This is a genomic window from Paenibacillus melissococcoides (assembly GCA_944800085.1).
Classification (GTDB): domain Bacteria; phylum Bacillota; class Bacilli; order Paenibacillales; family Paenibacillaceae; genus Paenibacillus_B; species Paenibacillus_B melissococcoides.
Window position 1 is genome coordinate 716,221 of the sequence record CALYLO010000002.1, and the last position, 23,438, is coordinate 739,658.

26 protein-coding genes are annotated in these 23,438 nt (G+C 51.8%); 19 read left to right on the forward strand and 7 right to left on the reverse strand.

Features of this window, described 5'->3' with window-relative positions; genetic code table 11:
• Positions 1 to 6 precede the first annotated feature (6 nt).
• The 3 genes from OCY70_RS11415 to OCY70_RS11425 all read left to right on the forward strand — a co-directional run bounded on the left by OCY70_RS11415 (position 7) and on the right by OCY70_RS11425 (position 2,950).
• Positions 7 to 1,128 carry a D-alanine--D-alanine ligase gene (locus OCY70_RS11415; protein WP_213429757.1) on the forward strand — a complete coding sequence of 374 codons (1,122 nt, stop codon included), beginning with the start codon at positions 7 to 9 and terminating at the stop codon, positions 1,126 to 1,128.
• Between the two features lie 796 nt (positions 1,129 to 1,924).
• Entirely contained in the window at positions 1,925 to 2,428 is a 504-nt protein-coding gene (locus OCY70_RS11420; protein WP_213429756.1) for a metallophosphoesterase family protein, read from the forward strand.
• A gap of 192 nt (positions 2,429 to 2,620) precedes the next feature.
• Complete coding sequence (locus OCY70_RS11425; RefSeq protein ID WP_249725420.1) at positions 2,621 to 2,950, forward strand: acetyl-CoA acetyltransferase; 330 nt, start codon at positions 2,621 to 2,623, stop codon at positions 2,948 to 2,950.
• A 283-nt stretch (positions 2,951 to 3,233) separates the two neighbouring features.
• Here OCY70_RS11425 and OCY70_RS11430 read toward each other — a convergent pair whose 3' ends face one another.
• A complete protein-coding gene (locus tag OCY70_RS11430; protein WP_261944862.1) occupies positions 3,234 to 4,424 on the reverse strand; it encodes an IS4 family transposase in 1,191 nt (396 codons plus the stop codon).
• An 874-nt stretch (positions 4,425 to 5,298) separates the two neighbouring features.
• Between OCY70_RS11430 and OCY70_RS11435 the strand changes: the two genes are divergently transcribed.
• The 6 genes from OCY70_RS11435 to OCY70_RS11460 all read left to right on the forward strand — a co-directional run bounded on the left by OCY70_RS11435 (position 5,299) and on the right by OCY70_RS11460 (position 13,386).
• The gene (locus tag OCY70_RS11435) at positions 5,299 to 7,509 is read left to right on the forward strand and encodes a hypothetical protein (RefSeq protein ID WP_261944863.1); all 2,211 of its coding nucleotides are present in this window, start codon (positions 5,299 to 5,301) and stop codon (positions 7,507 to 7,509) included.
• 44 nt (positions 7,510 to 7,553) lie between these two features.
• Positions 7,554 to 8,747 (forward strand): HEAT repeat domain-containing protein, encoded by a 1,194-nt coding sequence (locus OCY70_RS11440; protein WP_213430375.1) that lies wholly within the window; start codon positions 7,554 to 7,556, stop codon positions 8,745 to 8,747.
• Between the two features lie 31 nt (positions 8,748 to 8,778).
• On the forward strand, positions 8,779 to 10,167 hold the full coding sequence (locus OCY70_RS11445; RefSeq protein ID WP_261944864.1) for a glycosyltransferase family 2 protein: 1,389 nt from the start codon (positions 8,779 to 8,781) through the stop codon (positions 10,165 to 10,167).
• 33 nt (positions 10,168 to 10,200) lie between these two features.
• On the forward strand, positions 10,201 to 10,998 hold the full coding sequence (locus OCY70_RS11450; protein ID WP_213430377.1) for a response regulator: 798 nt from the start codon (positions 10,201 to 10,203) through the stop codon (positions 10,996 to 10,998).
• Between the two features lie 95 nt (positions 10,999 to 11,093).
• The gene (locus OCY70_RS11455; protein WP_213430388.1) at positions 11,094 to 12,452 is read left to right on the forward strand and encodes a nucleotide sugar dehydrogenase; all 1,359 of its coding nucleotides are present in this window, start codon (positions 11,094 to 11,096) and stop codon (positions 12,450 to 12,452) included.
• A complete protein-coding gene (locus OCY70_RS11460; RefSeq protein WP_261944865.1) occupies positions 12,439 to 13,386 on the forward strand; it encodes an SGNH/GDSL hydrolase family protein in 948 nt (315 codons plus the stop codon). Before OCY70_RS11455 ends, OCY70_RS11460 begins: the two co-directional genes overlap by 14 nt.
• 271 nt (positions 13,387 to 13,657) lie before the next feature.
• Here OCY70_RS11460 and OCY70_RS11465 read toward each other — a convergent pair whose 3' ends face one another.
• From OCY70_RS11465 to OCY70_RS11480, 4 genes are all read right to left on the reverse strand, one after another.
• Positions 13,658 to 14,374 (reverse strand): Crp/Fnr family transcriptional regulator, encoded by a 717-nt coding sequence (locus OCY70_RS11465; RefSeq protein WP_213430379.1) that lies wholly within the window; start codon positions 14,372 to 14,374, stop codon positions 13,658 to 13,660.
• Between the two features lie 70 nt (positions 14,375 to 14,444).
• On the reverse strand, positions 14,445 to 14,609 hold the full coding sequence (gene rd / locus OCY70_RS11470; protein ID WP_006679878.1) for a rubredoxin: 165 nt from the start codon (positions 14,607 to 14,609) through the stop codon (positions 14,445 to 14,447).
• A gap of 15 nt (positions 14,610 to 14,624) precedes the next feature.
• Positions 14,625 to 15,851 carry an NAD(P)/FAD-dependent oxidoreductase gene (locus OCY70_RS11475; protein WP_213430380.1) on the reverse strand — a complete coding sequence of 409 codons (1,227 nt, stop codon included), beginning with the start codon at positions 15,849 to 15,851 and terminating at the stop codon, positions 14,625 to 14,627.
• Between the two features lie 29 nt (positions 15,852 to 15,880).
• A complete protein-coding gene (locus tag OCY70_RS11480) occupies positions 15,881 to 17,116 on the reverse strand; it encodes an FprA family A-type flavoprotein (protein WP_213430381.1) in 1,236 nt (411 codons plus the stop codon).
• Between the two features lie 213 nt (positions 17,117 to 17,329).
• Between OCY70_RS11480 and OCY70_RS11485 the strand changes: the two genes are divergently transcribed.
• The 5 genes from OCY70_RS11485 to OCY70_RS11505 all read left to right on the forward strand — a co-directional run bounded on the left by OCY70_RS11485 (position 17,330) and on the right by OCY70_RS11505 (position 19,081).
• On the forward strand, positions 17,330 to 17,566 hold the full coding sequence (locus OCY70_RS11485; RefSeq protein WP_249725519.1) for a hypothetical protein: 237 nt from the start codon (positions 17,330 to 17,332) through the stop codon (positions 17,564 to 17,566).
• A gap of 74 nt (positions 17,567 to 17,640) precedes the next feature.
• Complete coding sequence (locus tag OCY70_RS11490; RefSeq protein ID WP_213430382.1) at positions 17,641 to 17,982, forward strand: cupin domain-containing protein; 342 nt, start codon at positions 17,641 to 17,643, stop codon at positions 17,980 to 17,982.
• A 111-nt stretch (positions 17,983 to 18,093) separates the two neighbouring features.
• The gene (locus OCY70_RS11495; protein ID WP_213430383.1) at positions 18,094 to 18,267 is read left to right on the forward strand and encodes a sigma factor-like helix-turn-helix DNA-binding protein; all 174 of its coding nucleotides are present in this window, start codon (positions 18,094 to 18,096) and stop codon (positions 18,265 to 18,267) included.
• Positions 18,248 to 18,562: a hypothetical protein gene (locus tag OCY70_RS11500; protein ID WP_213430384.1), complete on the forward strand. Its 315-nt coding sequence runs from the start codon at positions 18,248 to 18,250 to the stop codon at positions 18,560 to 18,562. The genes OCY70_RS11495 and OCY70_RS11500 overlap by 20 nt, the downstream gene beginning before the upstream one ends.
• Positions 18,563 to 18,580: 18 nt before the next feature.
• Positions 18,581 to 19,081, forward strand: a complete 501-nt coding sequence (locus tag OCY70_RS11505; RefSeq protein ID WP_213430385.1) for a zinc ribbon domain-containing protein — start codon at positions 18,581 to 18,583, stop codon at positions 19,079 to 19,081.
• Between the two features lie 347 nt (positions 19,082 to 19,428).
• Here OCY70_RS11505 and OCY70_RS11510 read toward each other — a convergent pair whose 3' ends face one another.
• Together OCY70_RS11510 and OCY70_RS11515 are read right to left on the reverse strand one after the other, a co-directional pair.
• Positions 19,429 to 20,628 carry a tyrosine-type recombinase/integrase gene (locus tag OCY70_RS11510; protein ID WP_213430386.1) on the reverse strand — a complete coding sequence of 400 codons (1,200 nt, stop codon included), beginning with the start codon at positions 20,626 to 20,628 and terminating at the stop codon, positions 19,429 to 19,431.
• A gap of 74 nt (positions 20,629 to 20,702) precedes the next feature.
• Positions 20,703 to 21,332, reverse strand: a complete 630-nt coding sequence (locus tag OCY70_RS11515) for a LexA family protein (protein WP_213430389.1) — start codon at positions 21,330 to 21,332, stop codon at positions 20,703 to 20,705.
• A 151-nt stretch (positions 21,333 to 21,483) separates the two neighbouring features.
• Here OCY70_RS11515 and OCY70_RS11520 point away from each other — a divergent pair, with 151 nt between their 5' ends.
• The 5 genes from OCY70_RS11520 to OCY70_RS11540 all read left to right on the forward strand — a co-directional run bounded on the left by OCY70_RS11520 (position 21,484) and on the right by OCY70_RS11540 (position 23,414).
• Positions 21,484 to 21,687, forward strand: coding sequence for a helix-turn-helix transcriptional regulator (locus OCY70_RS11520; RefSeq protein ID WP_213430387.1), 204 nt, complete (start codon positions 21,484 to 21,486; stop codon positions 21,685 to 21,687).
• Between the two features lie 220 nt (positions 21,688 to 21,907).
• Positions 21,908 to 22,732, forward strand: a complete 825-nt coding sequence (locus OCY70_RS11525; RefSeq protein ID WP_005548364.1) for a hypothetical protein — start codon at positions 21,908 to 21,910, stop codon at positions 22,730 to 22,732.
• 15 nt (positions 22,733 to 22,747) lie between these two features.
• Complete coding sequence (locus tag OCY70_RS11530; RefSeq protein WP_213431559.1) at positions 22,748 to 22,951, forward strand: helix-turn-helix domain-containing protein; 204 nt, start codon at positions 22,748 to 22,750, stop codon at positions 22,949 to 22,951.
• On the forward strand, positions 22,948 to 23,205 hold the full coding sequence (locus OCY70_RS11535) for a DUF7667 family protein (RefSeq protein WP_261944866.1): 258 nt from the start codon (positions 22,948 to 22,950) through the stop codon (positions 23,203 to 23,205). The genes OCY70_RS11530 and OCY70_RS11535 overlap by 4 nt, the downstream gene beginning before the upstream one ends.
• Before the next feature lie 14 nt (positions 23,206 to 23,219).
• A complete protein-coding gene (locus OCY70_RS11540) occupies positions 23,220 to 23,414 on the forward strand; it encodes a hypothetical protein (protein ID WP_213431515.1) in 195 nt (64 codons plus the stop codon).
• Positions 23,415 to 23,438: the final 24 nt, after the last annotated feature.

Below are 23,438 nucleotides of genomic sequence, written 5' to 3' on the forward strand. Positions count from 1 at the left end.
GGGAACATGGAACAAGAACGCAAATTGCGCGTCGGTCTCATCTACGGCGGCAAATCAGGGGAACACGAAGTATCGTTGTCTACAGCTTATGCGGTGATGGGAGCGATGGATTACGGCAAGTATGAGATCCTTCCTTTTTATATTACGAAAAGGGGAGAGTGGCGGGTCGGCACATGGCGGGACCAGCCGTTCACGAACCAGGAGGAGCTGACGCTGGAATCGTTCAGAGGGGGAACCGTAACAGCGATGGAGATGCTGTTCGCCGGCATGGACAGCGCGGAAGGAACATCGGAGGACGGCGTGAACCGGCGCCAGATCGATGTCGCATTCCCCCTGCTGCACGGCACGAACGGCGAAGACGGCACCATCCAGGGACTGCTGGAGATGGCCGGCATCCCGTATGTCGGAGCGGGGGTGCTCGCCTCTTCCGTCGGAATGGACAAAGCCGTCATGAAGCAGGTCTTTGCTCACGCCGGTTTGCCGCAGTGCAAATATGAGCAGTTTCTCCGCTGGGAATGGGATCAGAATCAAGCGGAGATTATGGATCGGGTGCAGACCGAACTGGGCTATCCTTGCTTCGTCAAGCCTGCGAACCTTGGTTCCTCGGTCGGCATCTCCAAAGCGCGCAATACAGCGGAATTGAAGCGGGCGATTGAACTCGCGCTGCAATACGATCGGAAGATTATCGTAGAGGAGTTCGTTGACGCGCGGGAAGTCGAAGTGAGCGTTCTGGGCAATGACGAGCCGCAAGCATCCATACCGGGCGAGATTATCTCATCCAACGAATTCTATGATTATAAGGCAAAATATATCGACGGCAAATCGCAAATCACCATCCCCGCGCCGTTGGACGAGGAATTGCTGGAGCGAATCCGCGAGATGGCGCTGCAGTCCTACCGTGCCATTGACGGCTCCGGTCTGTCGCGCGTGGACTTCTTCGTCCGCCGTTCCGACATGGCTGTCCTGATTAATGAAGTCAATACGATGCCTGGCTTCACTCCGATCAGCATGTACCCGATCCTGTGGCAGGAGATGGGCATCACGTATCCGGCTCTGCTCGATCGTCTCATTCAGCTCGCTCTGGAGCGCTTCGAGACGAAGCAGAAGCTGCACTATGAGAACGTATAGCCTGATATAGCTTCAGAGCTTGCTTCCCGCAGTCAGGTGTTTGACCGCTGGAAGGCTGAATAAAAGCAATGGTAGAGGGCCTGCCGGATATGGACAGCATGTGTCGGGCGGCTTGTCGAGAAACCCGGTCTTGGTGAAGACTTCGGGTTTCTTTTTCTTCTGGGCGTGTTGTAGGAGAGCGATGCATATAATAGGAAGAAAAACGGAAAATGACACCCGTCGAGGAGAACACTGGCATGCGGTGAAATCGGTGGAAAGGGAATTTCGAATGCGGGGATATGCCTTTCGAACCCCTTACGGGCACTATCCCTTCGCTTCATAAAAGAAATAAATACAGCGTCCGCTGAACATCATGCACGCCAATAGGAATGAACCCGGGGCCACATTCGGCTGTTGCTCTGCGTATGAACATGTACCTGGCTGCTGCTCACCCCTACCCGGCCCCTTCGGGGGGCCAGCGTACTATCCCTTCGGGGCCGGCCCCCGCGCCCCATCTCGCGCTGAGCGGAAGGGATAGTGCTCGTAAGGGCCTAGCAGCCCGCGTCCCATCCCGTGCTGAGCGGGGGGGATAGTGCTCGTAGGACCGGTACGCCGTGTCCCATCTCGCGCTGAGCGGAAGGGATAGTGCCCGTAAGAGCCCGCAGCCCTGGCCAATCCTCGTCCTGCGCGGGCGGGACAACGGCGGGGCAAAGGGATCGACGTAAGGCGGAAGTTGTGTCACAATAGAACTCAAACAAAGAAGAAGGCGGCGAGTGAGTATCCTATTCTAGGAAAAGAAAAGGAGGAAGGAGAGCCTATGCGCATCGGAATCGTGTCGGATACCCATATGCCTCATCGGGGACAGAAGCTGCCTCGCGCTCTGGTCAAAGGACTGCGCGGCGTTGACCTTATCCTCCACGCGGGAGACTGGACATCGGCAAGCGTTATCCTGATGTTCGAGTCGTTGGCCCCGGTTGACAGTGTCGCCGGGAATAATGACGGTGCGGATATTGTAAAGCGCTTCGGCCGCCGTAAAGTCATTGAGGCTGGCGGGCTCCGGATCGGACTCGTTCATGGGGACGGGGCAGGCCGATCGACGAAGGATACCGCCTTCCATACTTTCCGTAATCAAGGTGTCGATATCATTGTCTTCGGCCATTCGCACATCCCGTATATGGAAGAAAGGGAGGGGATTCTTCTCTTCAATCCGGGCTCTCCGACGGACAAACGGTTTCAACCGAAGTATTCGTACGGCCTGTTGGATATCGAAGAGGATCAGTCTCTCCGGCTTCGCCATGTCTACTACCGCAGCAAGGAGTAATCGAATCGAATAACATCCACTTTCTTCCCTGCCGGGCGGGCTGGCCATCATGCGCTGGCCCGCTTTTGTTATATATTGGAGTGCGGGTTGCCGGAGGGCGGCGGACGAGCAACGGTAATTTTCGGTGCTGATGCCTGAAGAATGCGCATAAGGTGAAATATACTATTTCAATCCGAACGGAGGTTCAGGCCCTTGTATCAGCCATATTCCGCTCATCATTACCCGAATCCGCATCAACAACAAGTTATCTATCAGATGGAGCCGGGAACGGTTCAAGCCCTGCATTCTATACGGGACCGGGTTCAGCATATGGGGCGTATGTATAAGGATCGGCATGTGCGGGTTCAGACGATAGACGGGCAGGTCTATGACGGCATTATCGTTAACGTCGACAGATGTCACCTTTATTTGTACACGAGGCCGCTTATGGAGCAGCGGTCATTGGCAGGGGCGTATTACAGCAATGTCATTCTGCCGCTTGTTCTGTACGAGCTGCTGGTCATCACGCTGCTTTATACGTAATCCTGCTGAATGTAGCGGATTTATTCCCAAAGGGGGTGTCTCACAAGCAGTGAAATGCTGCGTGGATGCATCAATTTCAGCTCTTTAAGCCGCTATTTGATGAAATTCCTGTAAAAGTACCACTAGCGTTGCATCGAGCGGTTAGTTCATAATCTAATTTCAATTAACATCAATATATGATATATATTTACATTTGCGATGTCCGCGCTAAGTCTAAAAAAGTCGAGCTGGAAACAGACCCTACGCGTTATCCATTATATGTAAAAATCGTTTTCGTTTGTCATTACGTCACAATCAGTCTCGGTTTCATCGACTTTGTTGCCTTTTTCGGACGTCTCCCATTTCGCTTTGGTCGACCTCTAGATGTTCGAGTCGGCTTGCGGTTGAGTGCAGCGATCAAATTTTCCCATGGTTTTTCCGCATAGATGCGAATCAACTGGAGGAGGTCCCATGTCGACTTTTTACAGTCCAGTGTTAATTTAATCAGCAAACAGAGAGCATACGCGATTAAAGCAATATACATTTGGTTCCAAATCGCTTCGGCCGTATAACCGTGGGGTTTTACCAATCGAATATGCTGCTTGACCCATTTAAAAAACAACTCAATATGCCAGCGATTTCGATAAATCTCGGCAATTTGATGTGCGGATAAGTCAAATCGATTCGTTACAATTCGATAGGTACGCCCTTGGTCATCCTTAAACTCAATCAAACGCAGAACCGCTGGCAGCTCCGGCATCGTCACATCAGCATCAAGGATAAACCCATTCTGCCTTTTGGGGAGGTCTCTTTTTCTGATGATCGTTAACCGGCTCTTTTGCTTGACGCGGCAAACAAATTTAATCTTATCCTCTACCCATTTCTGAAAATGGTCGTATACCTGGTATCCTCGGTCCATCACGTAGGTCGCATCTTTATCCACTGTAAATTCCAACACGACTTCATGATCGGCTACATCTTTGGTTGAAGCGACGATCTTGTCTGGATACATCGTTTTGGAGTCCGCAACGACCAAGGAGGTGTGCATCTTCACGCCATGGCTACTTTTGGAACAATAGGACCATTTCGCGAGAATGGGAGGTAGTGTAATTCCCGATGAATCGATTAGCTTGAGTTTCCCAATACCAGGCGTAATGCCGCGTTTCCCTTTTGTAAGTTGCTTGATTCGATCAATGAGCGAGAAAAAGAGCGTCTGAAGATACTCCATAGGCAGCCGTTTCAGCTTCCGCGATAGTTGAGAAGCGCTTATGCTCTTGAGACCCAGAAGATCTTGAAATTCAGGATTAGCCGCTACATGCTCTGACATGACTTTGTATGAGTCTCGTTGCTGAAGCTGTGCCTCTACAAATAAGAGTGTCGAAGAGCCGACAAACAGCTTTTGGGCCCGGTACTCCAATGACTCGTGTCGAGTAGAATGGACATGTAACCATTTTAGGCATTGACAAATGACGTTATGATTCGGTACGTTATCCATAAGAAATCTCCTTTGTTGAGGCGTTTTATGGATAACGTTAGGGTAACTCAACAATAGGAGATTTCTTTATTTTTGTCCATGAATATAGTTCAATAAGTTACAAATATAGAGACTTATGGGATAGAAATTTTCGTAAAAAGATTGATGCAACGCTAGTGTAAAAGTACATGATGTTCATCGATTTTTGTATTTTATCGAGTCAATAGTCAGAAATTGATGCCGTTTTGCAGGATTGCTGTAACGGAGTACATGTCATAAAGGAAAAGTGTAGTTTTGCAGTTTTTCGGCGAGTCGAGCTTTGAGAATCAGGGGGGACTGTCTTACTGTAGTGAAATACTACTTTTGGGACACCCCCTTTTTCTTGTCTGGAGAAAGGAAAGAGAAGTAGTCCTTTTTTCTCCATTTTGGTTTATCCATTTTTAGGATTAATTTGGTATGAAGTTAGTAGGAATTAACTAGAAATTAACTAGAAATTGCTAAAAACATTTTAATGCAATGAATGTTAATATAAATATGACTAAAGAACGAAAAAACTAGGTATTATTGGTAAAATGGTTACAATGCCGAAACTTTTAAAGGAGGAATGCGTCTAACCATGTCAAATAAAAGAAAACCAGAACCTGACTCCTGCTTTTCTCCTCACTGATAGACGGGACTAACCGAGTAGACCGTCTGATCACGGGCCGCTGCCTTCCGCCCGCATAGAACCATTTTTTTGACTCAAGGGTCCTGAACAAAAAGAGTCTAAATAACCATGTTAAACCATTGGTTTTCTTGGTTATAGTTATTGTTAGGTGCTGCGGCTGATTCCCTCGGCACGGGATGAGTCACAGGAAATACGTTGTGCAGGAAAGGGTGAACAATACTACGATCCATGAGCCGGAGAACGAAGTGGAATCTCATCACAGTTGTTGTCTTGCTTCTCGCTGCCGGCGGGCTGGCGGGGTATTATTTACCCGGTCTGCTGTATCCGAAGCAGATAGCCTACGCTGATGCGAGCGGCATAAAGTTGAAGTTCAAGACGGAAGGAGATCAGTTCCTCGAATACAGGAATGAGCAGTTCGAACCGTTATTTGTGAAAGGAGTCAATCTTGGGGCGACCGTTCCGGGACACTTCCCGGGTGAATTTCCGGTCGATGAGGAGACGTATTTGCGCTGGTTCCGCCAAATTCATGATATGGGCGCCAATGTCATCCGCGTCTATACGGTGCACCAGCCGGTTTTTTACGAGGCGTTAGTGAAATTCAATCGGGAGGAAGCGGAACGCCCGCTTTATTTTATACAAGGAATCTGGTCCCCGGAGGAGCAGCTCATCGAGAAGCAGGATGCGTATCTTCCGGAGATCCAGCAGGAGTTCAAGCAGGAAATCGAGAAGGCGGTCAAGGCCGTCTATGGGGATCTGGATATCCCGGTCAATCCGGGAACAGCAGGGGGAAAGTACAAGCAGAGTGCGGGTCAGTATTTGATGGCCTGGCATCTCGGGACCGAGTGGGACCCGACGATGGTCGATAATACGAACCGCCTGCATAAGGATGTGAAGCCCTACCAAGGAAGCCGGTTCCAGGCGACGGAGAAGGCATCGCCATTCGAGAGCTGGCTGGCAGAAATGATTGATCATGCGGCAGAGCTGGAGAACCGCTACGGCTGGCAGCACCCGATGACGTTCACCAACTGGGTGACGACCGACGTGCTGACGCATCCCGGCGAACCGCTGTTCCAGGAAGATATGGCCAGCGTCGACGCGCGCCATATTCAGCCGGTGGACTGGAAGGCCGGATACTTCGCGGCATACCACGTGTATCCGTATTACCCGGACTTTTTCCATCTGGACAAGACGCTGCGGACGATCAAGGACGAGAATGGCCAGTTCAACACGTACAAGGCGTATTTGCGCCTGTTGAAGGAGGAGTATCCCGATATGCCGGTTATGATTACCGAATACGGGGTGCCGTCGTCCATCGGCATCTCCCATCTAGGCATGGGCGGCCGCAATCAGGGAGGACATGACGAGCGGGAGCAGGGCCGCATCAACGCCTCCTTGACGAAGGATATTTATGACGAGCAGTTCGCAGGCGCGATTCTGTTCATGTGGCAGGATGAATGGTTCAAGAAGACCTGGAATACGATGCGCTTCGAAATTCCGGATGATCGCCGCTCCTACTGGCTGAACGTGCTGACGAATGAGCAATTGTTCGGCATCCTCGGCATGTACCCGAGCAAGGAAGAGCAGATCGTGCTCGACGGCGAATGGAGCGACTGGGAGGCCCTGGAGGATAAGGTTCAATTGAAGACCGAGCTTCCGGGCATCCGGGAGATGTGGGCCACCCATGATGAAGCTTACGTCTATCTGGCGCTCAAGCTGGACAAGCCGTTCGATCCGAAGACGCAGAAGCTCCATATCGGCTCCAGCGTGCTGGAGGGGGGCAACCGCACCATGCCGGAGCTCCCGGGCCTGAAGCTGGATGAAGGGCTGGAGACGCTCATCACGCTCGGCACGGATCAGGAGAGCGAGATTCGCATCGCGTCCAACTATGACTTTAACAACCGGCTGTACGGTCCGTCGGGTTATTGGATGGTGGAGCCGGACAATAAAGAGCTTAAAGATAATTCAGGGATTTTCAATCCGTGGAAATTGGCCGTCAGCCTGAAGATGGAGCCGCCGGATACGCGAACGGCGCATCCGTTCCAGGATGTGACGGTAGGCAAGCTGATCCGGGGGACGAACAATCCGCAGGACGAACAATATCAATCGCTTGCCGCCTGGCAGTACAAGGGAGACTTCATCGAGCTGCGCATCCCTTGGATGCTGCTCGGCTTCGCCGACCCGAGCTCGAAGCAGGTCATCAGCTACGATCCGGTCAAGGACAAGCGGACCTTCACGACTGTGAAGACGGAAGGCATCCGGTTCCTGCCTTGGCTCTCGGAACGGGGACAGGCTTCAGCCGGGAAGAAGGCCGCATCTTACGCTTTCCTGAATATCCCAGTATACCAATGGGATGACTGGGAGCAGGTTGGCTATACGGAGCGATTGAAGCAAAGCTATACCGACATGAAAAATATATTCGAGCAGTTGGGTGCAGAGTAGCGGCCCACAGCTTCGCTTGATACCGACAAAGGAGGCACGCGTACATGTTTTCCAGTTTGGGAGTCGCCCTCGGCTTCATTTACGTTTGTCTTGGCTTGATTGGAATCGGTGTACTCATTTTGTTATTGATGAAAGCACGCAATAACCGGCTAGCCAAGCATCAAGAGATTTATTTGGAGAAGCATCAGCCTTATTTCGTGTATTTGCAGAGACATATGCTGGACCCGGATCCGTTCCAGCCTCCCAAGGGGCCTATTCGCCCGCTGGAGATGCGAGTGATTCAGGATAAGCTGATGGAATGGATGGACAAATTCAGCGGGGAGCAGCAGCAGAAGCTGACGGCGCTCTGTGAAGAGATGGGTCTGGTCGAACGCGACATTAAGGAGTTGGGCAGCCTGTTCTATTCCAGGCAGATGAAGGCGGCGTTCCGGCTGGGCGGAATGCGCTCCGAGCGGGCGGTGCCCCATCTGACGAAGGCGATGATGCAGGAGAAGGACGGTCCGCTCCTGCAGGTGCTGGCGCGTTCCGTAGCCAAATGCGCGAATGATGCAGAGCAGCTGTACACCATGCTGCAGCAGTTGACGCGCCACCGCCAAAGCCATTATTTGCTGGCTGCGGAGGTGTTGGAAGAGACGCGGGTGAACGCGACCCCGATGCTGGTCCGCTGTCTCAAGGACGAATCGGACAATATGGTCAAGGCGGCATTGCTCGCGTTAAGCGGACAGACAGACGTCGCGCTGACGCCCGCCCTGCTTCCGCTTGTTGACAGCCATGACAAAGAGATCCGGGCCCTCGCGGTCAAAATGCTCGTTCGCGCCGGACATGCGCTGACCGAGAACAACATCCGCGAATGGATGAAGGATCCGGAATGGGAAATCCGGGCCGCTGTGGCAGAAGCGCTCGGACATTCCAAGAACACGGATCGAATCCCGGTGCTCAAGCAAGCATTGACCGATTCCAATTGGTGGGTCCGCTACTACAGCGCGGACAGCCTGGCCAATATGGGAGATGAGGGCTTCCATGCGCTGTGCGAAGCAGCGCTGGAGACCGACGATCACTTCAAGTCGGACATGGCGAAGGATCGCATACACAAGGAGCTTCTGCGCGAACACTTCTTTGCTAGCCGGCGAGAGCAGGGTGCTGGATATCAGCCGAAGCGGATCATCTATGAGCAGTATTTCGGCGAGGCCGCGATCGCTCCGCTACTTGGCAGGGTAGGAGGCGATTATTCTGCTTAGAGATCTGCTGCTTGTCTATGGCATCGTCGTCATGTACTACGTCATTATTGTCAACTCTATTTATTTCGGCATAATGCTGTGTTCTTTTAAGAGCATTTTCTCGATTGTTCGCCGCAAGCGCTACGCGCTGCGCAGCAATCTTGCAGGCTCGGAGCATGTACCGCCGGTATCGCTGCTCGTGCCTGCCTATAACGAAGAATTGACGATTATCGAGAATGTGAAGTCGCTCATGACGCTCAACTATCCGACCTACGAGATTATCGTCGTCAATGACGGCTCCAGCGACAATACGCTGCAGGTGATGATCGAGGAGTTCGGGATGTACCGCATGGACAATCTGGCCGTGCGCTACGCGGTAAATTGCACGAAGTTCCGGGGCGTCTATTACAATCCGGAATACCCGAATCTGTATCTTATCGACAAGGCGAATGGCGGGAAGGCCGACTCGCTCAACGCGGGGATCAACTTCTCCCACTATCCGCTCATCTCGTCGATTGACGCCGACTCGCTGCTGGAGAAAGATTCGCTTATCCAAATGGCGAACCTGTACATGTCCAATCCGGAGGAGTATGTCGCCATCGGAGGCAATGTGCGGATCGCCAATGGCTGCAAGATCGAGAACGGCACCGTCACCGAGGTGAGACTGCCGAAGAAGTGGTGGCCGATGTTCCAGACGCTGGAGTATTTGAAGGCGTTCCTCGGCGGCCGCATCGGCTGGGGCGCGATCAACGGGCTGATCATCGTCTCGGGCGCGTTCGGGCTGTTCCGCAAGGATTATGTCATCAAGGTCGGCGGGTACCGCGAGGGGTATCCGGGCGAGGACATGAACATCATTATCAAGCTGCACCGCTATATGCTGGAAAATAAACTGCCGTACCGCGTCGCGTTCTGCCCGGAAGCGGTCTGCTGGACCCAGGCGCCGGATACGTATCATATTTTGTCCAATCAGCGGAAGCGCTGGGGACGAGGCAATCTGAAAAACATGATCGAGAACTACGACATGGCGTTCCGTCCGAAGTACAAAGTATTCGGCTTGCTCTCGATGCCGTATACGATTCTGTTCGAGGCGCTGAATCCGTATTTCAAAGTCACGGGCTTGCTCGCCCTGATCGGCTATGCCTTCCTGGACATGACGCAGTGGCCGATCGTGCTTATCTTCATGCTGATTAATTTCCTGTCCGGCATGCTGCTTGCCATCGGCTCGCTGCTGCTGGAGGAGATCGCCTTCAATCGATATCCGCGGATTAGCGACCTGCTGCGCATGCTCGCGTTCAGCGTGCTCATGTTCTTCGGCTATCGTCAGTTGGGAGGTCTATGGCGGATTCAAGGCCATATTCAATATTTCCAGAACAACAACTCGTGGGGGGCGATGACCCGCCAGAGCTGGCAAGAGGACAGCAAGCCGGTCAAATCGGCTTGACGATAACAGTTGGGAAAGGTGGTATTTCCGAAAATGCTGAACACGGTAATGAAACCGGAAGCTGCAACGTCTGTCAAAGAAAAGGTCCATCGCTTGTGCGCCAATGACAGCGGCCGCCTGGGGGTGATTCTTCTTCACGCTCAACCGTTCGGTTCGAACTGGGAAGCGCAGGCGCGGGAGTGGCTCTCGGCTGACCGGAATCTCCGCTTCGAGCTGCTGCGCGATGCGGCGCATGACATTCTGGCCGTCCTGCTGCCGGACTGCGCGCTCGACATGACCCACTATCATGCGCTGCAGCTGAAGATGCTGCTCGAGCAGAGCCATGTCGGCAAGCCGATCGTATGCGCGATAGCCGCCTTGGACAACCCGGCGGAAGCGGAAGCGCTCCTCTTCGACCGCTGGTCGGAGCTGAAGATGATGGACGGCACCGCCGGCATCCGCGTCCTGCACGATGAGCTGGAGGCGCCTGACGCGAAGAAAATTCTCATCGTCGACCATGACGACAGCGTGCGCGAGTTCCTCCAGATTCAGCTCAAGCTCCAGGGCTATAAGGTGCATGCGGCTACCGATGCAATCACCGCCCTGGATATGATCCGGAAGGAAAGCTACGACCTGATCGTCACCGAGCTGAATCTGTACGGGTTGAACGGCTTGCCGTTCATTTCCCAGATTCAGAAGATGGACCTGGCCAAGGAGCCCAAAATCGTCATTCTGTCGGAGCAGCGCGTAGGAAGCACCATCGAGCACTGTTTCCAGCAGGGCGTCAGCGATTATATTACGAAGCCGTTCTCGCCGGCGGATTTGGACGCCAGAATCAGAAACTGTTTTTAGATAGATAGAAGTGCGCGTTCCCGCAGAGCCGGCAAGCGGACAACGGGAACAGCCTCTATAATCCAATTCTTCTATGGAAGGTGAAACCTGTGAACATGTATGCCGCCAATTTGAAACACAACATCGAAAATCAATCGTCTGTCGTCGGAGTTATCGGTCTCGGATATGTCGGTCTGCCGCTCGCGGTCGAGATGTGCAAGCAAGGGTTCCGCGTCATCGGAATTGACCTGAATCCTTCCAAGATCGCCAGCATCCGCAAAGGGCACTCCTACATCAAGGACGTCAGCGATGAGACGCTGCAACAATGCATGGACACAGGACGGTTCATGGCTACGAACGAGTACGAGCATATCCGGGAGATGGATGCGGTCAGCATTTGCGTGCCGACGCCGCTGAGCGAAAATCAGGATCCGGACACGTCGTACATTACGCAAGTCGTGGATCAATTGAAGCAGTATATGAAGAAGGGGACCCTCATTACGCTGGAGAGCACGACTTATCCAGGCACGACGGAGGAGCTCATTCAACGGGAGATCGAGAAGCTCGGCTACCGTGCGGGCGAGGATTTCTTCCTCTGCTTCTCGCCGGAGCGGGTCGATCCTTCCAACACAAAGTACAATACGTTCAACACGCCGAAGGTCATCGGCGGCGCCACCCCGGCCTGCCTGGAGCTGGGGGCGGCGCTCTACAGCCGCGTCGTCATGAAGGTCGTGCCGGTCTCGTCCACGAAGGTCGCTGAAATGTCCAAGCTGCTGGAGAACACGTTCCGCAGCATCAATATTGCCTTCATCAACGAGATGGCGATGATGTGCGACCGGATGAGCATCGACATCTGGGAAGTAATCGAGGCCGCTTCGACGAAGCCGTTCGGATTCATGCCGTTCTACCCGGGACCGGGCATCGGCGGCCACTGCATTCCGCTGGATCCGATGTATCTGTCCTGGAAGGCGAAGGGCTTCCGCTTCTACAGCAAATTCATCGATATTGCCCAATCGATCAACGCGAACATGCCGTATTATGTCGTGGAGAAGGCCGGACGGATTTTGAATCAGAGCGCCAAATCGCTCAATCATTCCAAAATCCTTATCCTCGGGATGGCGTACAAGCCCGACATCGACGATCTGCGGGAATCGCCGGGACTGGAAGTGTACGAGCTGTTCAAGGCGAGCGGCGCCAATGTCGACTATTACGATCCGCACGCCACTCACTTCGTCAGCAAGTCCGGCAAAATGGTGCGCACCATCGACTACAGTCTGCCTGACTTCGGGACCTATGATTGCATGGTGCTGATCACGAATCACCAGTCGTTCGACTATGAACAGCTGGCGGATCTGGGGATTCCGATTCTGGATACCCGCAACGCCTTCAAGGGCATTGAGCGGCCGAATATTTTCAAGCTGGGCAATTCGGTGCAGCAAATTCAGAGCGAGTGGGATCAGGTTGTTCTGGTCTAGACCGCTTCTGTGGCTGTTCCGCCGGAGCGAGGAAGGCAGTTGGCGGCCCTCGTTCCTTACCGGGCAGCACGGGCTGAAGGTGGCCGTGCTGCTCTGCTATTTGGTGGTCGCTTCTCTGCTGCTCAGCCAGGCCGGAACGGAAAATACGCGGGCGACCTGGCTGTGGGAGACGCAGTGGATGGCGGAAGCGCCGGCCGAGATCGTCTCCTTCGCGCAGGCGCAGCGAATCAATCTGATCTATCTGCAGATTGATCAGGAGCGGGAAGCGAAGTCTTATCGCCGCTTCATCCGCATGGCCCGCGAGGCCGGCATCCAGGTGCACGCCCTGGAAGGGAAGCCCGAGTGGGCCAAGCCCGACCGCCTCGAGGAAGGCGTCGGCTTCATCCGCTGGGTCCGCGATTATAATGAGGCCGTTCCGGAGGAGGAGCGGTTCAGCGGCGTCCATTTCGATGTCGAGCCTTATCTCCTTCCGGGCTGGAAGGAGGAGCAGGCTCGCATCGTGAAGGAATGGACGGACAGCATGGACCGCTGGATCCGCGAGGCCCGGGAGGCGGGACTGTTCATCGCGGCCGACGTGCCCTTCTGGCTGGACAAGATTCCGGCGCCAGGGGAGGACGCCTCGATGAGCGTCTGGGTGCAGGAGCGGTTCGACGCCATTACGATTATGGCGTACCGCAACCACGTCAATGCGATCTATGACGTGGCCGCCGCCGATCTGAGCATCGGGGAGCGGCTGAACCGCCCGGTCCTCATCGGCGTCGAGCTGGGCCAGACCGACGAAGGCGAGAGCGTATCGTTCCATGGCCAGTCGGAGCATTATTTTGATTACCATCTGCGGGCCGTGGAGCAGCAGGGAGGACGACATCCGTCCTTCGCCGGCGTCGCCATCCATCATCTGCGCGCATGGTACGACAAGATTTATGGGGCGGAATGAAGCAAATAAATTGGAGCCTTGGCGGGAGCAGGTGCCGCCAAGGCTTTTTTTGATTATGCCGCTGGCGGACGGCCAGAAATGGATGTGGGGCAGCGGCGGGATCGTCTGCCTATTCTGGTGCGGCCGCTGCAAGGTGAGCGGACATTTATGGCAATGCACTGCAGGCCGGACACTTCGCAAGTGCCTCTGTCCTGCGGGCTGCCGTTAAGTGCCAAGGGGGTGCTTGGCTTTAGATGTTCGTGAACAGGGGGATTACAGCTCCGTTCATGACCTAATCAATATATTCGTTAAGCTTTTGCACATTCAGGATCGTGATTTCCCGGGTACCTTTGATTTCAATGATACCCAGCCGTTCAAACTTGCTGAATTTGCGGCTGATCGTTTCCCGTGTAACGCCGACATAGTTGGCCAATTCTTCCCGTGACAGGGGGAGTTCTAGCTTTATCCGATCCTGCGCTCCTTGAACCGGTTTGCCGTATTTATTCCCGAGCTCCAGGATCATATAGGCAATACGGATTTCAGGGTCCTTGGTAGCCAGGCTTTGGGCCAGGTTTTCCGTATGCGCCAAACGTTTGGTTACCGTTTTGAGCAGCTTCCACGAAATATCCGGGTTGTTGCGCACAAGATGCTCCATATCATCTCTGGTGAACATGCAAATGTCGGTCTTTTTCAGCGCATAGGCACTAAAATTACTCAATTCATCGCTATTGAATATATTCAGCTCGCCAAAAAAATCGCCGTTGGACAGGATATGCAAAATTTGTTCTTTTCCTTGAGGCGTCACTTTCAACAGCTTGACATGGCCTTGCTTAATAATGAACAAGGTGTCCGAAGGTTGCTCCTCCAGAACCAGCGCTTCGCCTTTCTCATACTTTCGATGTTTAATCATGGCGCTGACTTTAGCCAATTCCTCATCAGAAAGAGAGGCGAAAATAGGAACCTTGCGGGTGCAAGGCTCCTTGGCATATTGGCAGGAATCTTCTGTCATCGTCTCCACTCCATTCCCTCTATCTGCTCCATATAGTGAGCACGATATGACCGCACGTCATTTCATGCTGTCAGTTTTCAATAGGCGCGAATTGGCTCTTGTCTTCCCCGCACACCGGGCACACCCAATCCTCGGGAAGCTCCTCAAATGCGGTGCCGGGTAAAATATCTTCATCAGGATCGCCAACGCTTGGATCGTAAATATATCCGCAAGGCTGACATATATATTTTTTCACACTACTCTCTCCTTGTCATTGCAATCTTCTGGCGATTTCATTCATGACTTCCTCCATGCCGCAGCTTGCAGCATCGATTCCATCCAGAGGAAGCTTTTGTTCAATAGCGGCTTGATACGGCAAGGAAGCGGCTGCGTTCTCGAAGGCAATCGCCCCGCAGAGGGAGCCGCCTTTGATAAAAATCCGTCTATAACGCCCCTGCGCCGAATCGGTTATGCTGGCATCGCACTGCTGTTCATCCACCAGACCGATGGAAAATAAGGGGGTGTTGAATGTGTTGGACAAGGTCATCGGAACCGGCCGCCGGTAGACCGCATTCTGGTTGGCCATATTGGCCCCGGCCACTCGTCCCTGCTCGATGGCGCATCCCCACAGGCCGTCCACCTTGCCCTGGAATTCGGCGCAGTCTCCCGCGGCATAAATATGACAATCATTGGTCTGCATCCGCTCGTTGACGATAATGCCCGTCCCGGTTTCAAGGCCTGCCTCGCGGGCAAGCGCTATGTTCGGAATGATTCCGATCGAATAGACGATATGCTCGCAAGCGAGAATCGATCCGTCTTCAAGCTCTATCCCGTCTGCACGGCCTGCGCCTTCGCCAATGATGCGGGTGACGCCTTGACCCAGCCTGACCTCCGCTCCGCATTCAACGGCATATTTCCTCAATTTCGCCGCAGATGGGGCGTCCAACTGCCGGGGCATAAGACGTGATCCGGCCTCAATAATCGTGACGGAATATCCGGCTTGGATAAGGGACCAGGCCGTCTCCAACCCTTGAATCCCGCCCCCGATCACACAGACCCGATCCCCGGTCCGCAAAGCTTCCTTGAACTGGTCCGCATCACGCTTGTCCCGAATGTTATGCACGTTGGGAAGGGAGGCGCCCTCCAGGCTCAGCTTGCGATTCGTGGCTCCTGTACACAGAAGAAGCTTATGATACGCTATTTCCCGGCCGTCAGCGGTCATAACCGCTTTTTTCCCGGTATGAATAGAAGAGATCCGGGTATTGTCATGCACGGTAATTCGGTTTTCGCGAAACCATTTTTCTTTCTTGATTACTATTTTTTCACTGTGCAAATCGGTAAACAAGCCTTTCGACAGCTTTACCCTGTTATACGGAAGGGCCGGTTCTTCCCCGAAAATGGAAATCTGCGCTTCGTCATCATGGTCTCTGATCGCTTTGGCGGCATGTACGGAGGCAACTCCGCTGCCCACAATAACATAATGGCGGTTCTCGGCCATATTCGTCTTCCTTTCCTTGCCTGATCTCATTAGACCGCGCTAAGCAGCAAGTCCGAGATGAATTCGGCAGCATTTCTGATTTTTTTGATTTTGTCTTCCTCCTGTGGAGAGAAGCGCACGCGCACAGGGAATTCGACATGCGTCATGCCGGTTGACTTGATTACGCTGGAGGTGCTTTGAACGGTCATATTCGTCTGATTCAAATAATCCTGCACCACTTCAATCGCTTCGCCGCTCCAACCGTAGGAGCCGAAGGCCGCCGCAAGCTTCCCTGTAAGGTCCATCTTCTGCATTTTCTGCAGCAGGGTCTCCAAGTTTCCGGTCATATCCGCATATTTCGTCGAGCTGCCGACCAAGACGGCGTCCGCAGTCCCGATGCTGTGCAGGATGTCAGCCTCGTCAGCCTTGTCCACGTCCCACAGTTCGACGGCGATATTGTTTTCAAGAAAACAATCCCTCAATATATGAGCCATTTTTTTGGTGTTATTTTTGAGCGTTGCATAGACGATGGCTACTTGTTTGCCGTCCTTCGTGTCGGTGCTGAGTTCGTCATACAGGCCGATGTACTTGGCAATGTCGCGCCGCAGTATAAAGCCATGGGAGGGGGCGATGATGTCGATCTCCAGATCCCGGATGGCTTCCATCAGTGTCCGGACGTATCTGCGGTGCGGATGGATAATGGCCTGGTAATATCCGATGAAATCCTCCGTGATATCCAATCCCGCTTCATCGGCAAAGAGATGCTCCACGGCGACATGGGTGCTGAAAATATCGCAGGGAAACAATATTTTATCCTCCATGCAATACGTGATCATGGTTTCTTCCGTATGCAGATAAGGCGTTTCTTTGAAGAGAAGCGTCTTGCCTCCGATATCGAGCTGATCTCCATCCTTGACCACCAGGTAATTGCGGTGGTGAAGCTTGTACATTTGTTGAATTTCCGGTACGGCTATTTCCGTGCAGACAATCGTGGCATTGGTTGCCTTGGAAGCCAGCGCCGCCAGACCGCCTGAATGATCGGGTTCGGTATGGTTGATGACAATATATTGGATATCAAGTGGATCGATCATTTCCGTTATTTTTTCGACAAACTCTCTTCCGAACGCGATATCTACCGTATCAATCACCGTTGGTTTGCCGGTTTTGAGCAAATAGGAATTATAGGTTGTCCCTTTTGCTAACAGAAGACGATGAAAGGGAACCTCGCGGCTATCGATTTTTCCTACCCAATAAATATCCTTGGACAGCTTATATTCCGTGTGCATTTGACTAACCTCCTGCGGTTTCAATTTGGACGACACCCTGATTCTATGCCTGCCGGGCTTCAAAAAAGAGGATTGAAATCAAATTTTCTGAAAAAATAATTCCGATAAAGATGGTGATTTTTTAATATGTGATTGTAATCACAAGTTGAAAATACCAGTTCAATATACTAGAAGTAAATTCACATCCACCAGTTATGAAGAGGCGGTGTCGTTATGGATAAAGCACGTGTTGTGCAAGAGTTTTCGTTTGACGAAAGCTTACCCGTTCATTCGTTGGAGGAGCTGTTTGCTTTGTTTCGCGAATTAAAAATCGGAGATCCGCAAATCGTGCTGGAGGACGAGCACAAAATGCACGTTGCCGTGAAGGACTGTTTTTGCGAAGGGCTGCCGGAAATGGAAGGCCATATGGTCTGTGATCTGGAAGGCGGGCGACGATTGCTGCGAGTATGAAATTCGTTTTTGAGAGGAAACCGGCCTTTTTGAACAGGAATTTAAAAAACAACTTAACAGGAGAGTGATAGGAGATGCAAAAGAGTAATCTGGCCCAGTATCAAGAATATCAGGACCATAAATTTACGAAGCGCATTATTCACAAGGAAGCGGAAAATGTCATTTTCATGTTGAATTTTAGTCCGGGAGCCGAGCTTCCGACGCATAATCATCCGGGCGCCAACGTCTATATTCTCGTTGTTGACGGGGCGGGCACCGTAATCTGCGATGGGACGGAAACGGCGGCAGCGGCAGGGGATGTCATTCATATCACTGGCGATGAGAGCTTCTCTTTTCGCAACGGAGCAGACGGGGTATCCAGCCTGTATGTAGTTTTGACGAAAACGCCCGACGAGCGTTACGCGCAAAATATTTAAGAGTTCCCAGGATAGTAAGTCCCTTTGCGGTCACGGAGCGTGATTGGCAAGGGGATTTTTATTTATCATAAATCAGTACGTTGCGGCGAACGAAAGAGGAGGTCAGGCGTAATGGATGAGCATCGCATTCTCCTCGTGCTGTACTGTTTCGAGGAGTGCACTTACCAGGAAGCGGCCGAGATATTGCGCATCCCGGAGGGGACAGTCAAATCCCGGGTGAATTCGGCGAAGAAAGCATTGAAAAGAGAAGTGGAGGCGGCAGAACGTGAAAGAGACGGAGATTGAGAATATTCTCCGGGAAATGGGGCGAGAACAAGCGCAGGTTCCTCCGCATGTAATGTTGCGCACGCGGGAGCGGATTCGAGCTGGATCCGTGACGCCGGTTCTTATCGCGTCTCTGCTGTTAAGCGTGCTTGGTTATGGGGTTTATCTCGCGCACCTCATGCCTCAGTGGCACTGGATCGAGTGGGGAATGCTGGGGTACGCCATGATTACCGCGATCAATGCGGTGGTGATATGGGGGGCAGGCATGCTGAACCCTTCTGTAAATCGCTCTGGAACAAGGAGGGATTGCTCATGAGAACGAAGCGCTTATTTATTGCGATCACGGCGATCGTCGCGATATTTGCCAATCGGCCTCGGCGCGTTCGGCATTGCGGAGATGTCGCGGGCCGGTGAACATTTGTTGGCCTATGTCCTGTTCCCGGGAGCGATTCTGGCCATGGCGGCGCTGGTGCTCATTATTGGAAGATTCATATATAAAGATGCCGCCCGGCACGGCATGGATCCGTGGCTGTGGATGACGATTGCGGTATACGTGCCGAACCTGATCGGAGTCATCTTATATTTTGTGGCCCGCAGCCGGAGCGAAGCCGCGGATCACGCTTCCATTCCATGCCGCAACTGCGGCCGCTTGTTGACTGACGATCAACTCTATTGTCCCCGCTGCGGAACGGAACGCGGACGGCTTTGCGAGCGGTGCCGGAACCCGCTTCATCCTTCCTGGGACTATTGTCCCGGCTGCGGGGCAGGCCCCTTCAAGCACGGACAAGAGGACTCTGCCGCACCTGATGAATCTGGTGCATACGGACATAAGTAAGAGAGGAGGGTTTACGATGAAGTCAATTCATTCATGCCGGGCGGCTCGATCCTTCCAAGCTGGTTCATCCATGGATTTGCGAATTTGGCCAGCTCTTTCGCTGCCATGGCGAACATCATGTAGGGATCTCCTCGGGACGGCCGGTGATTGCCCGGTTGCTGCATCCCCTTCCATCATGGTTCAATAATAGAGAGACTATAACGCAAAGGAGCGGGGACGGATGGGATTTCAGACCGAGTTCAATTCCGTATGCAAATTCAAGAATATGAGAAAAAACGTTGAAATGGCGCGGATTTCGAGGAGGGACGGATGAAGGGTTACCCACAAGTTACCCACAACCGTCCTCCTTATGAATTCATAACCAGCTCGAACCTGTCCGGAACAAGTTTTTTCTGCCCCTCGGTTACATGCAAGTAAACCCGTCTTGTAATGTCGTCATTTTTATGGCCTAACCTCTCCTGGATTACTGCCAGTTGCTCCCCTGCTTCGGCAAGCAACGTGACATGGGTATGCCGTAAACTGTGTGGAGTGAGAGATGACGGCAGCCCAGCAGCTTCAAGCAGGCGCGAAAATCGATACTCTATCGCATTTACGCTACCAGGATACCCCGGATATTTTATACTCCAAAATATGAAGCCTCCGTCATGGATAACTTCCCCGTCTTTCTCCTTCTGTTCTCGCCAGGCCAATTGTGACTTTATGACTTTAATAACTGTGTCTCCTATGGTCACCTTTCGGATGGACGATGGATTTTTAGGCGGCCCGAGTTCGTATTTTTTTACACTGGTTAAAACGGTAAGTGTTTTAGTGATTGAAAGATATCGCTCCTTTTCGTGGAAATCGCTTACTTTCAATGCTAACAACTCACCGATACGCAAGCCAGTGTAGGCAAGGACAACGAAAATGTTGTAATCCTGGGGATTCCCCCGAAATCGTACAAAGTTCAAAAAGTGCTTTAATTGCTCTTTCTCTAAGTATTTCGGTAACATGGTTTCCCCGGCTTCGATTTCCTCCAGCGTCTGTTTATATGCTGGTACCTTCGCTTCTTCCGTCGGATCATTAGTTATTATTTTCTTTCGTACCGCATCGCCAAAAATCATGCATGCATCACTGTGGTAATCTTTAAGCGTCCCTTCTTTTCGTCCATCTTTTTTAAGATTGTTTAGCCATCGTTGATAATCATCGCCCGATATATCCTTGATTTTTGTATGTTCCCCGAGATGTTTTTTTAACGAATTAATTGTAGTTTTTTTGTTACGTATTGTGTGCTTACTTGGATCATTTAGGAGTGTGTAATCCTCAAGCCAACGCTCTCCCCACTTCTCTAAAGTGATATCCTTCTCATCGACCAGTTTCCCGCGTATCTGGTCTGCTTTTATTTGTATTCCAGCCTCATACGCCTCCTGTGCCGTTGGATAGGATTCTGTCTCCTTCTGTTTCCGTTTCTTTTTTCCATTTACGATGACGGGAACGCTGTACCGATAAGTATACCGGCCGTTCCGCTCGCGAACCCCAGGCGGTAGCTTCTTCTTCTTTTCCTTTGGCATATCTTTCCCTCCTTTACGAACTTATGTTCTATTGATAGGTATATGTAAACAGCCTTGCGGCTGGAAAGCGCTGATCACAGGGTCTGCGTGAACTGGATAGCACGCCCGATAATTCGGATCGGGTTGTCCGGTGTAATTATAATCGGCTCGTGCTCTAGGTTGTCTGGCATCAAAATCACTATCTCTCCCTGGCGCTTGATGCGCTTGAGTGTCGCTTCAGTATCGCCGTTGACAAGCACAGCGGCGATCTCACCAGGTTCAACTTCCGGCTGCTCTCTGATAAGTACAAGAGAACCGTCGGGGATGGTCGGCTCCATGCTCGTACCTTTAGCTCGCAGATAAAATAAATTTCCACTTGGGAGCCGGTCAGGTGATTCGTATATGTATTCGGCAACGTTTTCCTCGGCCAAGATCGGCACTCCACATGCGATCACCCCCAAAAGAGGAATGCGTACGGTCTTAGGGGTCGCATGGATGAGGTTAGATGGCTGTTCCTCTGTTAATCTAGACTTTGGGACATTGAAGAAATCGGCAATCTTCTGGATCTTGTCTATACGTGGATACTTATCACCGCTCAGCCATTGGGATACAGCAGAGTCGCTAACTCCAAGGTGTTCCGCTAAAACCCTTTGATCAATTCTTTTACTGTCTATGAGCCGCTGTAAATTTTCGGCTAAGATTTCTCTTGCACTTTTCAATATAATCCCCTCCGATTTTATATATAGTATATACCAAAAGTAAAAAAAGTAAACATGAGAACTTAACTATAGGGAAAATTATTACTTTATAAGTATTGACAATTAACTTAAAGTGAAATATAGTGGTGCTACAGGTAAGGCGAATGGAGGTGAAACAATGTCCTTGCAATTATCGCTGGAGGCATTGAGGATCAACGCGGGAATGACTCAGCAAGATGTAGCCGATAAACTCGGTGTTTCGCGCCAAACCGTTATGAAATGGGAGGGCGGGCACGCTGAACCAAAAGAGTTGGTTATTTACGCTCTAGCTAAGTTATATGATGTAGACCTAGATGTTATCCGCGTCCCATCATCGGCATAGTTTAACTTAAAGTAAAAAAGGGAGGCAAGTATGAAAGTTAAAAAGGAATGTTTACTTAGAATGGCTGAAAGGGCTGGCACCTCGATAGTATTCCATCCACAAAATCCTGCTTGGGTAAAAGAGCCGGGGGATGTCAGTTGGAAGAGATGGAGACAGCTTTATAAAAAAATGGATTCGAGAATGCGGTATGCACAAAAGAAAGAAAGGAAGAGACGGGCAAATGAATCAACTGGCATTAATCGAAAGCAAGACACTGCGGGAATCAGTCATTGACCGTACAGACGTATTGGACAAGGTGAAGAAGTTGGCCATGTTGCCGGACGACATGAACGTAAGCATAGACATGGCAGCGGAGTATTACGAAGTAGGCAAAGAAGCAATAAATTCTTGTATCAAAGATAACAGAAGTGAATTGGAGTCTGACGGGTTGCGGGTATTGATGGGAAATGAACTGAAGTCCTACAAGGACATGGGTTTAATTGGAAAAACGGCATCGGCCTTCACTGTCATCCCACGGCGGGCAGTCCTCCGCATCGGAATGCTCTTACGGGACAGCATCATTGCGCAGACAGTAAGGAGCTACCTACTGGATGCAGAGCAGTCCCACCCGGCTAGGGAAACAGTAGATACGCTGCACTTCCGGAAGGAGATGATGTTCCTTGAGGCAGCCGCCAATATACTCCGGCTGCCGGAAAGCGGGAAACTGAAGCTGATGGGCGACTTTGCTAAAGTGCATCATCTCAACGTCCCATTACCTGCCTATGCGGTCAATGAGGATGTCACGGAATCGGCTACGGTTTTACTGAAAAAGCACGGTGCACCGTTTGGGGCCGCCAAGTTCAACACCTTATTAATTCAGCGTGGCTTGTTGGAAGAGAGGGAACGGCCATCAAGCAATGGCAGAGTCAAGACATTTAAATCGTTGACCGATGACGGATTGATTTATGGGAAGAACATCATTAGCCCGGTTAACCCGCGAGAGACTCAACCGCACTACTATGCGAGCAAGTTTGACGATCTGTTACAGCTCATTAGCGCATCATGAGAGGAGGTATGCACAGTGACAGAGCTACCGACAAGCTTACCGGCCGTCCTTAAACTCAAGGACGTTGCAGCGTATTTTCAGCGCAGCACATGGACGATACGGCGACGGTCTAAAAACGGAGATATCCGCTTTTACAAAGAAGGTCAGGAGTATCGTTACCGCCGTGAATGGGTGCTGGAGTATGAGCAGCGGTGCATAGAGAAAGGAGAATTACCATGACCGACATCAAAATCGGTATCCACCCGGTACACCGCCGGATGGCGGAGCTCCACCTGGCACAGAAGCGGCGTCCATGGACTGACCTTGAAAAGCTGGAGATGATCAACTGCATGCAGGCCAATTATGACCTGATTCAGCAGTTGGACGGCCTCAAGCAGTTGAGCCTGCATGCATATGAAATGGGCGATACCGATTGGCAGCATGATATATGCAGCCGGATCGATAAGCTCCAGTCCAAAATGGACATTTTTTGAGGGGAGGATTGGACTTGAGCACTAATAAGGAAGTCATCGACCATTGTCCAATATGTGGACAGGAAATCTATTACGGCCAGGTAGCTTGGAAAGTAGGATCTGACCTGTGTTGCTCGGTGGATCACATGATCCAGCGTACCAAGGTAACCATCGTGATTGCTGGCAAGGAGATTGATGTCGGAGGAGGCGAGCCTGATGCCGATTCCTGACGAGCTGCTGGACCACCTGGCTCT